General features: G+C 72.6%; 11 protein-coding genes. All 11 read right to left on the bottom strand.

Annotation, left to right across the window (positions count from 1 at the left end; translation table 11 throughout):
* Positions 1–56 precede the first annotated feature (56 nt).
* Complete coding sequence (locus tag H299_RS0102095) at positions 57–830, bottom strand: TIGR03936 family radical SAM-associated protein (protein ID WP_027747060.1); 774 nt, start codon at positions 828–830, stop codon at positions 57–59.
* Positions 831–1032: 202 nt separating this feature from the next.
* On the bottom strand, positions 1033–2166 hold the full coding sequence (locus H299_RS31670; RefSeq protein ID WP_486587118.1) for a hypothetical protein: 1134 nt from the start codon (positions 2164–2166) through the stop codon (positions 1033–1035).
* 52 nt (positions 2167–2218) lie between these two features.
* Positions 2219–3964, bottom strand: coding sequence for a protein kinase domain-containing protein (locus tag H299_RS37270; RefSeq protein WP_078512383.1), 1746 nt, complete (start codon positions 3962–3964; stop codon positions 2219–2221).
* A gap of 99 nt (positions 3965–4063) precedes the next feature.
* Positions 4064–4603, bottom strand: a complete 540-nt coding sequence (locus H299_RS0102080; protein ID WP_027747059.1) for a GNAT family N-acetyltransferase — start codon at positions 4601–4603, stop codon at positions 4064–4066.
* A gap of 33 nt (positions 4604–4636) precedes the next feature.
* A complete protein-coding gene (locus H299_RS0102075) occupies positions 4637–6565 on the bottom strand; it encodes a TIGR03960 family B12-binding radical SAM protein (RefSeq protein ID WP_027747058.1) in 1929 nt (642 codons plus the stop codon).
* Between the two features lie 79 nt (positions 6566–6644).
* Positions 6645–8210, bottom strand: a complete 1566-nt coding sequence (locus H299_RS0102070; protein WP_027747057.1) for a CYTH and CHAD domain-containing protein — start codon at positions 8208–8210, stop codon at positions 6645–6647.
* Positions 8211–8260: 50 nt separating this feature from the next.
* A complete protein-coding gene (gene rodA, locus H299_RS0102065) occupies positions 8261–9460 on the bottom strand; it encodes a rod shape-determining protein RodA (protein ID WP_027747056.1) in 1200 nt (399 codons plus the stop codon).
* A complete protein-coding gene (gene mrdA, locus H299_RS31660; RefSeq protein WP_078512382.1) occupies positions 9457–11907 on the bottom strand; it encodes a penicillin-binding protein 2 in 2451 nt (816 codons plus the stop codon). Before mrdA ends, rodA begins: the two co-directional genes overlap by 4 nt.
* A gap of 40 nt (positions 11908–11947) precedes the next feature.
* The gene (gene mreD / locus H299_RS0102055; RefSeq protein WP_027747055.1) at positions 11948–12667 is read right to left on the bottom strand and encodes a rod shape-determining protein MreD; all 720 of its coding nucleotides are present in this window, start codon (positions 12665–12667) and stop codon (positions 11948–11950) included.
* Positions 12667–13623: a rod shape-determining protein MreC gene (gene mreC, locus H299_RS0102050; RefSeq protein WP_027747054.1), complete on the bottom strand. Its 957-nt coding sequence runs from the start codon at positions 13621–13623 to the stop codon at positions 12667–12669. The genes mreD and mreC overlap by 1 nt, the downstream gene beginning before the upstream one ends.
* Positions 13624–13712: 89 nt before the next feature.
* Positions 13713–14732: a rod shape-determining protein gene (locus H299_RS0102045; RefSeq protein WP_027747053.1), complete on the bottom strand. Its 1020-nt coding sequence runs from the start codon at positions 14730–14732 to the stop codon at positions 13713–13715.
* Positions 14733–14966: the final 234 nt, after the last annotated feature.

The following is a 14966-nucleotide window of genomic DNA, read 5'->3' as shown; positions in this document are numbered from 1 at the left end:
AACGGGCCGGGTGGCTCCCTGGCTCGTACGTCGGCGGCGGCGCGGCAACGGCGCTCCTACGCGGTGACTGCCCCTGTTTTCTCGGGGGCTGCCCCATTCGGCGCCGTCGCAACGTGGGTTGCGTCGCGGTCGGGCGCGAACGGATCGGTCACCGTGCCGGACTCCTCATCGAGCGGCCCCTGCGCCAGCCTGGTCACCGCTGCGGGGACCGGCGGCGCCAGGTCGGCCGTAGCTCGGAGGCCGGACAGGACGTCGTCGGGTCGCACGGCAGGTGTCAGATGCCGTACCACCAGGCGCAGTATCGCACAGGCTCCGTCCCCCGGCCTATCGCCCGCTGGTGCGACCACCTCCAGGGAGGCCACCGCGGCCCGTGCGTCGAAGGTGCGCAGGCCCTTCTTGGTCTGCCGTGCGACCTCGACGGACTCCGCCGCGAGGAACGCCGCGACGGCCCGCTCCGCGACCTCCGGAGGCACTCCGTCCAGGCGCAGCTGCCAGGCGGACGCCTGGAGCCGGTCGGCGAAGTCGGAGGTGCGGGCCTCGACGGCGTCGACGATGTCGAGGCCGGTCGGCATCGACTCGTCGAGCAGCGCGCGCAGCCGGGCCGGGTCGCGGTGCTCGGTGAGGGCGATCTCCAGGTACTCGGCCTCGCTGCCGGTGCCGGTGGGCGCGGCGTTCGCGTACGAGACCTTCGGGTGCGGGGTGAAGCCCGCCGAGTACGCCATGGGCACCCCGGCGCGGCGCAGCGCCCGTTCGAAGGCGCGCTGGAAGTCGCGGTGGCTGGTGAACCGGAGGCGGCCTCGCTTGGTGTAGCGCAGGCGGATGCGCTGCACCGCGGGTGCGGGCGGCGGGCCTTCGGGCTGTCGCTTGCCCAGTGGTTCTCTCCTCGGTGCGGGGCGGCCACCAAAGGTGCGGCCACCCGGGAGTGCGGGTACCGGGCGCGGTCTCGGCGACCGGCAGGGGATCGGCGGTGCCGCACGCCCTTGGTGCCGGGTACGTGCGTGCGGATGATCCTCTTGTCCAGGGTACGCCGCGTCACCGTGACAGCGGGTCGCGCTCCTTGTCCCGGGGCGTGCCGAAGAGCGCGCGGCGGATCTCGGCCCGCGTCTGCCGGGCGGACTCCTGGGCGGACGCCAGCGCCGCCCGCGTGGCGCGGCCCGCCTCCGAGACGGCCCGGGCCACCGGGCGCCACAGCTGGTCGCGCACCGCGCGCCCGGCGGGACGCACCACGTAGTGCCAGCAGCGCACCACCGGGGTGACGAAGAGGGCGCGCAGCACGCGGCCGAGGAACCCGAACACCAGGCGCGACACGTGCCCGGCGGCGTGCCAGGCGTGCCGGCAGGCGTCGGCGGTCTCGCGCGCGACGACGGCGAAGGCGCGGCCCAGCGGGGTGAGCACGAAGCGGTAGAGGGCGGCCAGCGGTACGACGAAGAGCATCCGGCCCAGCCAGGCCAGGCCCGCGCCGATCGCCCGCACCACCACGACGATCCCGCGCCCCACCGGCGCCAGCACCCAGCGCCACAGCGCCACCCACGGCCACACGAACAACGCCTTGCCCACCCACACCAGCGCCGTTCCCAGCGGGGTGAGCACCCAGCGGTGGAACCACCGCGCGGGGATCACCAGCAGCCGGTGGCCCAGCCAGGCCAGGCCCGCGGCGACCAACCGCACCATCGCGGTGAAGCCGTGTCCCAGCGGGGTGAGCAGGGCGCGGTAGAGCCATCGTGCGGGGGCGACCAGCAGCCGGTGGCCCAGCCAGGCCAGCCCCGCACCGACCGCCCGCACCACCACGACGATCCCGCGCCCCACCGGCGCGAAGACCCGGCGTCCGATCCAGGCGAGCGGCTGGGCGACGAGGACGCGCCACACGGTGCCGGCGCCGCGTGCGAACGGCTGCCACAGGACCCGGTCCACCAGCCTGCCGCAGGCGACGAGCGCGTCCCAGGCCATCCGTACCGGGAGGACCAGCAGCACCATCACGATCCGCACGGGGAGCCGGACGGCGGCCGCGAGGCAGCCCGCGGCCTCCGGCTGGGGCGCCGCGCGCGGGGAGGCCGCTGGCAGCGGGGTCCGGCTGTCGGGAACTGCGGGGACCGCGCCGTACGGGTCGGCCGCGCCGTCCGCCTTGACCAGGGAGACCGCGCCGTGCCTCGGTCGATGGGGGCTCATGTGCACTGGGACGTTCCGTCCGTCCTCGCCGGTTGCCTCCGCCGAAGCTCCGTCACCCGCCCTCGATCTTCATGATGTCGACCACGAACAGCAGGGTGTCGTCCCCCTTGATGTCCTCCGTGGGCAGACCTTCGGTGCCGTAGCCGAGCTTCGGCGGCACCGAGAACTGGACGCGGCTGCCGACCCGCTTGCCGATCAGCGCCTCGTCCCAGCCCTTGATCACCTTTCCGGCACCCATCTCGAAGACGCTGGGCCCGCTGCGGGTGAACGAGCTGTCACGGACGCCGCTGTTGCCCCAGACCTGCATCAGGTACTGGGTCCTGATGCTGTCACCCGTGGCGACCTTGGGCCCGTCGCCCCGGATCAGGGTCCGGGCGTTCAACTCCGTCGACGGCTTGTACTGCGGAGTGTCGACCTCCGGCAGTTCACCGAACTCGGTGCCCGCGGTGATCGCGGGGAGGCTCCCGCCGGTGCGACCCTGGTCCGGGCTGCCGCCGGGGTCCTGTGAGTCGTCGGCGTCCGCACGGCCCGCACCCCGCGTACTCGCGCCGCCCGGGTTCCGTCCGCCTCGCGCACCCTGCGCTCCCCCGTCGTCGAGCGCCCACACCGCGGCGACGGTCCCGCCCGTGGCGGCGACGGCGCCCCCGGCGGTCATGGCCAGCAGCGAGCGGCGGGAGAGCCGCTTGCGGGCGGGCGCCGACGCGGGAGGCAGCGCCGGAGGCGGGAGGGGCGGCACGCCGGGGGGCGGCACCCGGCCGGGCGGGGGCGTACCGACCGGCGGAGGCGTCCCGACGGGCGCGGGCGTAACGACCGGCGGAGGCGTCCCGACAGGCGCGGGCGTAACGACCGGCGGAGGCGTCCCGACGGGCGCGGGCTCCCCGGCCGCCGCGGGCGTCGGCGGCAGCAGCAGGAAGTCGCCCGTGTCCTCGTCGAGTACCGGCGTACGCCTCGCCCGCTCGCCCAGCCCGGGTGGCAGCCAGCGCCGCTCCCGCAGCGTCGGGGGGACGGTGAACTCGGCGCGCAGCTGAGCCACCGTCGGACGCCCGGCCGCCTCCTTGGCCAGGCACCGCGCCACCGCCTCGCGCAGCGAGGCGGGCACGCCGTCGAGGTCCGGGTCCTGCTCCATCGTCCGGTAGATCATCGCGAACATGTCGCCGTCGCCGTACGGGCCCCTGCCGGTGGCCGCGTAGACGAGCGTCGCGCCCAGCGCGTAGACGTCGGTGTGCGGGCCCACGTCGCCGCCGCGCAGCTGCTCGGGCGCCATGTAGCCGGGCGTGCCCGGGGACTGGCCCGTCCTGGTGATCTGCGACTGCTCCATGGAGCGGGCGATGCCGAAGTCGATGACGCGCGGGCCGTCATCGGCCAGCAGGACGTTGGAGGGCTTCAGGTCCCGGTGGGTGAGGCCCACGGCGTGGATCGCGTCGAGCGCGGTGGCGATGCCCGCCAGCAGCGCGCGCTGGGCGTCCTCCGGGAGCGGCCCACGTTCGGCGACCGCGGCGGTGACAGAGACGCCCGGTATGTACTCGGTGGCCAGCCACGGCCGCCGCGCGTCCGGATCGGCGGCCAGGACGGCGGCGGTGAAGCGGGCGTCGACCCGGCGCGCGGCCTCGACCTCACGGGCGAACCGGCGGCGGAACGCCACGTCGTCCGCCAGCTCCGCGCGTGCCGCCTTGACCGCGGCCAGCCGGCCGTCCGGGGTCTGCCCGAGGAAGACCTCGCCCATGCCTCCGCTGCCGAGCCTCCCCACCAGCCGGTAGGCACCGATCGATACGGGATCACCCGCCTCCATCGGTCTCATGCGCCGGTCCCCTTCCCCCGCTCACCGGTGCGCGAGCCTACCGGCCGCGCGCCCGGACGCCGCCGCCGGGTGGCGCCCGCCAGGCCCCTTCCGGCGGTGTCACACAGTGGGAATCCAGTACCGCAGGCTGTCTCCCCGCCGGTCCTCGAAGACCCCGCCGCACCGCTCGATGACCTTGCGGGAAGCGGTGTTGGCCACGTCGCAGACGACGAGCGCCGGGTCGATGCCCAGCTCCCGCGCGTACGGCAGGGCGGCCCGCACCATCGCGCCCGCGTGTCCGGCGCCCCGGGCGGAGGGGCGTACCCCGTAGCCGAGGTGGCCGCCGTGGTCGCGCTGCCGGCCGTCCAGGTGGTGGCGGACCGCGATGCGGCCCAGCAGCGTCCGGCCGGCCACCCACCACAGCGTCGTCCTGGGCACCCAGGGCTCGCCGCTGCCGAGACCGGACGGCCGGGGGGACTCGCACAGCTCCCGCACGTACCGGGCGAAGGCCGCGGGTTCGTGCCAGGTGTCTCCCCACACCCGCAGCTCGCGGGTGAAGGTGCGCATGCCGCCACCGGGCGGCCGCTGCTCCGCCTCCTCCGCCATCCAGTCCAGGAAGGAGGCGTGCAGGGCGACGTCCGGCAGCGTCAGCTCGGCCATGGCACCCCCTTCATCCGCCGGCACCCGCCCCCGCTACTTGTTGACGACCGCCAGCGGCAGGAGCTTCTTCCCCGTCGGCCCGATCTGGATCTCGGTGTCCATCTGCGGGCACACGCCGCAGTCGAAGCACGGGGTCCAGCGGCAGTCCTCGACCTCGGTCTCGTCCAACGCGTCCTGCCAGTCCTCCCAGAGCCAGTCCTTGTCCAGGCCGGAGTCCAGGTGGTCCCAGGGGAGCACTTCCTCGTAGCCGCGCTCCCGCGTCGTGTACCAGTCAACGTCCACGCCCTGCGGCGGCAGCGCCTGCTCGGCCGCCGCCATCCACAGGTCGTAGCTGAAGTACTCGCGCCAGCCGTCGAACCGGCCGCCGCGCGCGTGCACCTCGCGGATCACCGCGCCCACGCGGCGGTCGCCGCGCGAGAGGAGGCCCTCGACGATGCCGGGCTTGCCGTCGTGGTAGCGGAAGCCGATCGAGCGGCCGTACTTCTTGTCACCCCGGATGCGGTCGCGCAGCTTCGCCAGCCGGTCGTCGGTGTCCTGCGGGGAGAGCTGCGGCGCCCACTGGAAGGGAGTGTGCGGCTTGGGCACGAAGCCGCCGATGGAGACCGTGCACCGGATGTCGTTCGAGCCGGAGACCTCGCGGCCCTTGGCGATGACGCGGGTCGCCATGTCGGCGATCTGGAGCACGTCCTCGTCGGTCTCGGTGGGCAGCCCGCACATGAAGTAGAGCTTCACCTGCCGCCAGCCGTTGCCGTACGCGGTGGACACGGTGCGGATCAGGTCCTCCTCCGAGACCATCTTGTTGATGACCTTGCGGATGCGCTCGCTGCCGCCCTCGGGCGCGAACGTCAGCCCGGAGCGGCGGCCGTTGCGGGTCAGTTCGTTGGCCAGGTCGATGTTGAACGCGTCGACGCGGGTGGAGGGCAGCGAGAGGCCGATCTTGTCCTCTTCGTAGCGGTCCGCGAGGCCCTTGGCGACATCCGCGATCTCGCTGTGGTCGGCGGAGGAGAGCGAGAGCAGGCCGACCTCCTCGAACCCGGTGGCCTTCAGCCCCTTGTCCACCATGTCGCCGATGCCGGTGATACTGCGCTCCCGCACCGGGCGGGTGATCATGCCCGCCTGGCAGAACCGGCAGCCGCGCGTGCAGCCCCGGAAGATCTCCACCGACATCCGCTCGTGCACCGTCTCCGCGAGCGGCACGAGCGGCTGCTTCGGGTACGGCCACTCGTCCAGATCCATCACGGTGTGCTTGGAGACCCGCCACGGCACCCCGGAGCGGTTCGGCACGACCCGGCCGATCCGGCCGTCCGGCAGGTACTCCACGTCGTAGAACTTCGGCACGTACACCGAGCCCGTACGGGCCAGCCGCAGCAGCAGCTCGTCCCGGCCGCCGGGGCACTCCTCCGCCTTCCAGGCGCGGATGATCCCGGTGACCTCCAGCACGGCCTGCTCGCCGTCGCCGATGATCGCGCAGTCCAGGAAGTCGGCGACCGGCTCCGGGTTGAACGCGGCGTGGCCGCCCGCGATGACCAGCGGGTGGTCCTCCGTACGGTCCCGCGACTCCAGCGGGATGCCGGACAGCTCCAGGGCGGTGAGCAGGTTGGTGTACCCCAGCTCGGTGGAGAAGGACACCCCGAGCACGTCGAACGCGCCGACGGGCCGGTGCCCGTCCACCGTGAACTGCGGCACGTCGTGCTCGCGCATCAGCTTCTCGAGGTCGGGCCACACGCTGTAGGTGCGCTCGGCAAGGACGCCCTCGCGCTCGTTCAGCACCTCGTAGAGGATCATGACGCCCTGGTTGGGCAGGCCGACCTCGTAGGCGTCCGGATACATCAGGGCCCAGCGGACGTCGGCGGCGTCCCAGTCCTTGACCGTGGAGTTCAACTCTCCACCGACGTACTGGATCGGCTTCTGGACGTGCGGGAGGAGAGCCTCCAGGCGCGGGAAGACCGACTCGACTGGCATGGGTGGTGTCCTCGGATCAGGGGGCGTTCGTACGGGAGGTGACCATCCAGCGTAGCGCCCCCCGATCCACAGCCGCGCCCTACGGCTGGGACCTGCGCCAGGCGTGCGCCACGGAGCGCCACAGCTCCGGCAGCCGCGCCTCCTCCTCCTCGGCGAGGGCGCGCTCCCGCTCGTACAGCATGCCGTATGTGAAGGTCTCCTCTCCCGCCGCGTGCGCGTGCAGGGCGCGCTCCGCCAGGGCGGCCCGCGCGAGCACGCTGTCCTGGTGCTCACCGAGCAGCTTCTGCACCCGGCTCAGCCGCTTGGCGTGCTTCTTCGCCCGCTTGCCCAGCGCCGGCCGGGCCGCCTCGGCGGCGTACCGCGCCCGCTTGGCGGCCTTGCGCGCGCGGTGCAGCGCCGCGTCACCCTCGTCACCGGGCGGAGCCGCCAGGGCGCGGGAGACCAGGCGGTCGACCCGGTCGGTGTCCTTGCGTACGGCTGCCGCGATCACCTTCCGTGGCGGCCGGGACGCCTTCGGGCGCAGCGGCGGGGCGGCGAGCAGCGCGTCCAGGGCCTCCAGCAGCGCGAGGTAGCGCGCTCCGTCGAGTACGGCGAGCAGCTCCCGGCTGGCGCCACCTGCCCCGCCTGCGCCGCCTGCCCCGCCCGCGCCGAGCAGCCGAGCGCGCACCGGGCCGAGCCGGACCGGCCCTGGCTGAAGCCCGCCGGGCAGTTCCGCGAACCGCGTCGCCAGCCGCTCGCGCAGCACCTCCGCGTCCCGGTCCCGGCCCAGCTCGGCCGCCAGCCACTTCAGCTCGGCCCCGACGGGATCGGTGACCGTGCGGTCCAGCACCTTGCCGTAGGAGCGGAAGCAACTGCGCAGCCGCCGGGTGGCGACGCGCATGCGGTGCACGGAGTCGGGGACGTCGCGGCGCACGGCGGGGTCGAGCGCGACCAAGGCGTCGGCCTGCCTGCGGAGATAGGCCAGTACGCACGCTCCGGCGCTGTCGGGCCCGACGGCGGGCGCGGCGGGCGCGGCAGTACTGGCGCGGCCGGACTCCGCACCCGCCGCAGCGGTCGCCGCCAGGGCGCGCTCCAGCTTCGAGGCGTCGGAGGCGCGGCGCAGCCCCGCCTTGGTGAGCCGCTTCCCGACGCGGTCCAGGAGGCGGGGCGTGCCGCTCCCGGCAAGCTCCGTCTCGACCTCCGTCCAGTCCGCCGTCCCGCCGTGCGGCAGCCGTTCGGCCCGCACCCGGTCGACCGCGACCTCGACGAGCAGCGCACCGCCGTCGTCCAGCAGGTGGCGCACCTGTCGCTCGGAGCGCAGCCGCATCACGGGCGCCAGGGGACGGTCGCGTACGCGAGAGCGTACGAGGGTGGTGAGCGCCGCAGGGGGCACTCCGGCGCCGGTGAGCGGCGCGCGGATCTCGTCCCGCACGCCGGGGCGCACGGGCAGCTTGAGGTGCCAGCCGGGGTCGCCGCCGCCGGTGCGGAGCCGCAGCGTGACGCCGGCGGCGGCGAGCCGCCCGTCTTCGGTGTCGTAGTAGACCGCGTCGAGCCGGACCGTGCCCTGGTCGACGGTGTCGTGTACGCCGGTCACCCGCAGGTCCGGCAGCTCGGTGTCGTCGTGGATCTCGTACTTGCGCTCGATTTCCCGTACTTCGTGCACCATCTACGGAACGTAGACCGGCCGGGGGCGCCCTGCAATGGCCCCCGGCCGGATCAGGCCGATACCGGCCGCTGCACCTTGATCGACTGCAACAGGCCGATCGCGATCCAGGTCGCGAACATCGAGGTGCCCCCGTACGAGACGAAGGGCAGCGGCAGCCCGGCCACCGGCATGATGCCGAGCGTCATCCCGATGTTCTCGAAGGTCTGGAAGGCCAGCCAGGCGATGACGCCCGAGGCCACGATGGTGCCGTACAGCTCCGTCGTCTCCCGCGCGATCCGGCAGGCCCGCCACAGCACGACGCCCATCAGCGCGAGGATCAGCCCGCCGCCGACGAAGCCCAGCTCCTCCCCGGCGACCGTGAAGATGAAGTCGGTCTGCTGCTCCGGCACGAACTGCCCGGTGGTCTGGGTGCCCTCGAACAGGCCCTTGCCGGTCAGCCCGCCCGAGCCGATGGCGATCCGGGCCTGGTTGGTGTTGTAGCCGACGCCGGAGGGGTCCAGCGCGGGGTTGGCGAAGGCGGCGAAGCGGTTGATCTGGTACTCGTCGAGGATGCCCAGCGCCCACACCAGCACCGCACCGCCCGCGCCCGCCGTGACCAGGCCGACCACCCAGCGGTTGGACGCGCCGGAGGCCAGCAGCACGCCCAGCACGATCAGCACCAGCACCATCACCGAACCCAGGTCCGGCATCATCATGATGATCGCTATCGGCGCGACCGCCATGCCGAGCGCTTGGAGGACCGTCCGGTGGTCCGGATACTCCCGGTCCCCCGCGTCCACCCGGGCGGCCAGCAGCATCGCCATGCCCAGGATCACCGAGATCTTGGTCAGTTCGGCGGGCTGGAGCGAGAATCCGGCGCCGAGCTGAATCCAGGCGCGCTGGCCGTTGATGGTGGCGCCCAGCGGCGTCAGCACGAGCAGCGCGAGCAGCAGCGAGATCCCGTACAGCGCGGGTACGGCGCCGCGCAGCCGCCGGTGGCCCAGCCAGACGGTGCCGATCATCAGGGCGAGGCCGAGGGCGAAGCTGAAGGCGTGCCGGTAGACGAAGTAGTACGGGTCGCCCTGGTTGATCTCCGTGCGGTTTCGGGTGGCCGAGTAGATCAGCAGGGCGCCCAGGCAGGACAGCGCGATGGCCGCGAGGAGCAGCGGCCAGTCGAGGCGCCAGGCCAGGGAGCCGCGCGTCGTCAGCTTGTTCCAGGCGGACCGGGGCCGGGGCCCGTAGCCGTCGAGCGGGTAGGTGCGTGTGCTCACACGAGCCCTCCGTCAGCCGTACGCCCGCGGGTGGCTCGGAGCCTGCCGCCGGTCCTGCCGCGCCGCTGCGGGCGGACGGCGTTGTCCGTACCGGCGGGGCCGTCGGTGCGTGCGCCGACGGCCCGTTCGTCCACCGCCCGTTCGTCCACCGCCCGTTCGTCCTCCGCCCGCGCGTCGGCGGTGCCCGCGGTCTGCGCGTCGGCGCCCGCGTCCGCGCCGGGCTCCGGCTGCGCGAGCGTGCCGGGCGTACCGGCGTCGGGCGGCGGCGTACCGGCGTCGGCCGGAGTCCCGGCATCAGCCGGGGTGGCCGCGTCGCCGCCCGCCTTCTCGCCCTCCTTCAGCCGCTTGAGGAAGTCCTTGTCCCGCTCGGCCTGTACCTGCCCGTCCGCGCTGACCTTCGGCAGCTTGGCCTCCGGCTTGGGCAGCAGGGCGCGCTTCTCGTCGATGCCGCCCTTCGCGTCGACGCCGTACAGCGCGTCGTAGATCTTGCGTACGGCCGGACCCGAGGCACCCGAGCCGGTGCCGCCCTGCGAGATGGTCATGACGACCGTGTAGTCCTCGGTGTACGTCGTGAACCACGAGGTGGTCTGCTTGCCCGCGACCTCGGCGGTGCCGGTCTTGGCATGCATCGGGATCTTGTCCTGCGGCCAGCCGCCGAAGCGCCACGCGGCGGTGCCGCGGGTGGCGACGCCCTCGAGCGCCTTGTCCATCTCCTTGAGCGTGGCCTTGCTTATCGGCAGCTTGCCGTGCGACTTGGGCTCGATCTCGTCGATCTCGGTGCCGGCCGCGTTGATCACGGCCTTGGCGACGGTGGGGTCGTAGAGGGTGCCGCCGTTGCTGATCGCGGCGTAGATCGTCGCCATCTGGATCGGCGTGACCAGTGTGTCGCCCTGTCCGATGGAGTAGTTGACGCTGTCACCGGCGCGCATCTTCATGCCGGAGACGCAGTTCTCCTCGGCGATCTTCTCGGCGTAGGTCTTGGCGTCCTTGACCTTGCACCACGCGTCCTTGTTGGCCTCCCAGTAGTCCTTCTTCCACTGGCGGCCCGGAACCCGGCCGCTGACCTCGTTGGGGACGTCGATGCCGGTCTTCTTGCCGAGCCCGAACTCCCGCGCCATCTTGTAGAACCAGTCGTCCGGGTTCTTCTTCGGGCGCATGCCGCCGTCCTTGAGCCACTCCTTGTGCGCGAGGCGGTAGTAGACCGTGTCGCAGGAGACCTCCAGGGCGCGCCCGAGGTCGATCATGCCGTAGCCCTTGGACTCGTAGTTCTTGAAGACCTGGCCGCCGATGCTGTAGTCGGGCGAGCAGTCGAAGGTGTCGTCGAAGTCGTATCCCGCCTTCACCGCGGCGGCGGTGGAGATCACCTTGAAGACGGAGCCGGGCGCGGACAGACCCTGTATCGCGCGGTTGATCAGCGGGAAGTTGGACTTCTTCCCGGTGAGCCGCTGGTAGTCCTTGGCCGAGATGCCGCCGACCCAGGCGTTGGGGTCGTACGTAGGGTTGGAGGCCATCGAGACGACCCGTCCGGTCTTGGACTCCATCACCACGACGGCGCCCGCGTCGGCCTCGTAGTTGCGGCCGGTGTTGTCGTCGTGCTGCTTGCGGGCCTCCTTCATCGCCTGGTCGAGCTCCCGCTCGGCCACGGCCTGCACGCGCGCGTCGATGCTGGTGACGAGGCTGGAGCCGGACTCGGCCTGCTCGCTCTCGGCCCGGCCCATGACGCGGCCCAGCTTGTCCACCTCGTAGCGGGTGACGCCCGCGTCGCCGCGCAGCTCCTTGTTGTAGCTGCGCTCCAGCCCGGAGCGGCCGATCTGGTCGGAGGAGAGGAACGGCGAGGCGCTGTCCTTGGCCTCCTCGATCTCCTCGTCGGTGACGGGCGAGAGGTAGCCGAGCGCCTGGGAGGTGTTGGCGCCGTACGGTGCCGGGTAGTGGCGCACCGCGGTGGGCTCGGCGTTGATGCCGGGGAAGTCCTCGGACCGCTCCCGGATCTGGAGCGCCTGCGACGTGGTGGCCTCGTCGGTGACCGGGATCGGCTGGTAGGGCGAGCCGTTCCAGCAGGGCTGCGGGGTCTCGGAGTCGCACAGCCGCACCCGCTGCTGGATCTCGGAGGGCTTCATCTTCAGCACCCCGGCCAGCCGGGCCAGTACGGCGTCGCCGTCGTCCGGCATCTTCATCAGCTCGGAGCGGGACGCGGTGACCACGAGCCGGGTCTGGTTGTCGGCCAGCGGCACCCCGCGGGCGTCCAGGATGGCGCCGCGCGGCGCCGCGTCGACGACCTGCTGTACGTGGTTCCCGGCGGCCTTCTCCTGGTACTCGTCGCCGTTGCGGATCTGGAGGTACCACAGCCGCCCGCCCAGGGTCAGCAGCAGCGAGAACACCAGGATCTGGATCGCGACCAACCGGATGGTGACCCGTGGCGTCCGCCCGGTCTCCGGAATGTTGCTCACTTCCGCCCCCTCTCGGTTCCGGCCCGCGGGCCGTGAGCGCTCACAGCCGCTTGACTCCCTTGATCCGCGTCGCTCTGGCCCGCACCGACCGGCTCAGCAGCGAACCGCGCTGACTGCCGATCCGGGCCGGTTTCCCGCTGCGCCCCGCGCGCCCGACTCCCGCGCCGCCCCGCCCGGCGCGGAGCCCGGTGCCCGAGCCCAGCCAGCCGTACGCGCCCTCGCCGCCCGCACCGCCGGAGGCGTCGGCGGCCAGCGGATCGCGTTCGGTACGGCGGGCCAGCGCCATGACGGCCGGGACGGTGAAGGGGGCCAGCAGCAGGTCGTAGAGGGTGGCCGTGATCAGCAGGCTGGTCAGGCCCACGTGCCGGGCCGCGCCGTCGCCCACCAGGGCGCCCACCCCCGCGTAGAGCAGAGTGGAGCTGATGGCGGCGCTGGCGACCACCAGCATCGGCACCGTCGCCGAGCGGTGCTGCCCGGTCTCGGGCTTGGTCAGCCCGGCCGCGTAGCCGACGAGGCAGAGCACCAGCGCGTACCGGCCGACGGCGTGGTCGGCGGGCGGCGCGATGTCGGCCAGCAGCCCGGCGGCGAAGCCGACGAGGGCGCCCGCGGTGTGCCCGTAGACCATCGCCAGGCCCAGCACGGTCAGCAGCAGGAGGTCCGGTACGGCGCCGGGGAGCTGGAGCCGGGCGAGCACGCTCACCTGGACGACCAGTGCGACGACGATCAGCAGGACCGTGAGCAGAATCCGGTTGACTCTCATCACTCAGCTCCGGGGGGCGGCGCCTGGGCGCCGGGGGTGACCGTGACGGTGACAGTCGGGGTGGGCTTCGGCTTGTTGTCGCTCTTGCTCTTGCGCGGGTCGGGTCTGAGCACCTTGTCGCGCGGGTTGTCGCGCGGCGGTTCGACCACGACGCCGACGACGTCGAGCTTGGTGAAGCCCACGAACGGCCGCACCCGCAGCGTCCGGGTCAGGTCACCGCCCTGCCGCTCCACCTCGGTGACCGTGCCCACCGGGACGCCGGGGACGAAGGGCTTGCCCTCGTGCGAGCCGAAGGTGACCAGCCGGTCTCCCTCCTTGACCGCGGTCTTGCCGTTGAGCAGCTGCACGGTCATCGCGTTGCCGCCCCGGCCGGTGGCGAAACCCAGCTCGCGGTTGCCCTCCATGCGCGTCCCGACGGTGAAGTCGGGGTCGTTGGCGAGCAGCACGGTCGAGGTGGAGGGGCCGGCGGTGGTGATCCGCCCGACCAGTCCGTCGCCGTTGAGCACGGTCATGTCGCGCTTGAGGCCGTCTTCGGTGCCCGCGTCGATGGTGACCGTCCAGGAGAAGCCCTGGGTCGCTCCTATGGCGATGACCTCGGCGGGCTTGACGCCGTACCCGCCCGCTCCGGCGGTCTTGAGCAGCTTGTCCAGCTCGCGGGCGCGGGCGCGGTTGCCGTCCGTGGAGCCGGCCTCCTGTTTGAGGGCCATGACCTCCTGCTCCAGGTCCTTGACCCGGTCGTGGCGGTCACCTGACTCGCGGACGGCGGCGACGGCGTTGCCGACGGGGTCGACGGCGGACGCCACCCCCTCCTGCACGGGGCCGAATACGGAGGCGGCCCCCCGCCGCGCGCCGTCGAGCGGAGACTGCTCTCCCCCTCTGATGTCCACCGTGATCAGTGCGAACGCGATGGCGACCAGCAGGACGAGCAGCAGCCGGCTTTCTCGTGTGTCCCTCACGTGCGGCGGCCGTGCCTTTCTCAGTCGGACCGGGTCATGCGTGTGCTGTTGTCGGGATCGCCCGCCCGGCGCTGCCGGCGGGGCCGCCGCTAGCGGCGGGGCTGCGCGTCGAGGACCTGCTGGAGCGCCTCGAACTCCTCCACGCACTTGCCGGAACCGAGCGCGACCGAGTCGAGCGGGTCCTCCGCGATGTGGATCGGCATCCCCGTCTCGTGCCGCAGGCGCTCGTCGAGGCCGCGCAGCAGGGCGCCGCCGCCGGTGAGCACGATGCCCCGGTCCATGACGTCCCCGGACAGCTCGGGCGGACACTTGTCCAGCGTGGTCTTCACCGCGTCGACGATGGCGTTGACCGGCTCCTCGATCGCCTTGCGGACCTCGGTGGCGGAGATGACCACCGTCTTGGGCAGTCCGCTGACCAGGTCACGGCCGCGGATCTCGGTGTGCTCGTCCTTCTCCAGGTCGAAGGCGGAGCCGATGGTGAGCTTGATGCTCTCGGCCGTGCGCTCGCCCAGGAGCAGGCTGTACTCCTTCTTGATGTGCTGGATGATCGCGTTGTCCAGCTCGTCGCCCGCGACGCGGATGGACTGGGCGGTCACGATGCCGCCGAGCGAGATCACCGCGACCTCGGTGGTGCCGCCGCCGATGTCGACCACCATGTTGCCGGTGGCCTCGTGGACGGGCAGCCCGGAGCCGATCGCGGCGGCCATCGGCTCCTCGATGATGTGTACCTGCCGCGCGCCCGCCTGCGTCGACGCCTCGATGACGGCACGGCGCTCGACACCCGTGATGCCGGAGGGGACGCAGACCACGACGCGCGGACGGGCCAGGTACCGCCGCTTGTGGATCTTGAGGATGAAGTAGCGGAGCATCCGCTCGGTGATCTCGAAGTCGGCGATCACGCCGTCCTTCAGCGGCCGTACCGCCACGATGTTGCCCGGGGTGCGGCCGATCATCTTCTTGGCCTCGGCACCGACCGCGAGGATGCCACCGGTGTTGGTGTTGATCGCCACGACGGAGGGCTCGTTGAGGACGATCCCGCGACCTCTGACGTACACCAGCGTGTTGGCGGTCCCGAGGTCGACAGCCATATCACGGCCGATGAACGACATGTTGTTCGCCATGAGGATACGTCTGGCCTTCCAACTGGAACGATTGTGTGGAGGACGGCACGAGGTGTGTGCGCGCCGCGCGAGCGGTCTGCTCCGACGGCGGGAGACTCCATCGTAAACGCGGTCGCTCGGACACGTAGCGAGGGTGCCTCCGCCATTGTCGGCAGAACACCGGCCCTCCCCCGTAATGGTGACGGCGTGTCCGGGTGATGCGTTCCCCGGAAGTTGCCGAAT

It is taken from the genome of Streptomyces sp. CNH287 (genome assembly GCF_000424825.1).
This window is presented reverse-complemented; position numbering and strand designations above follow the sequence as displayed.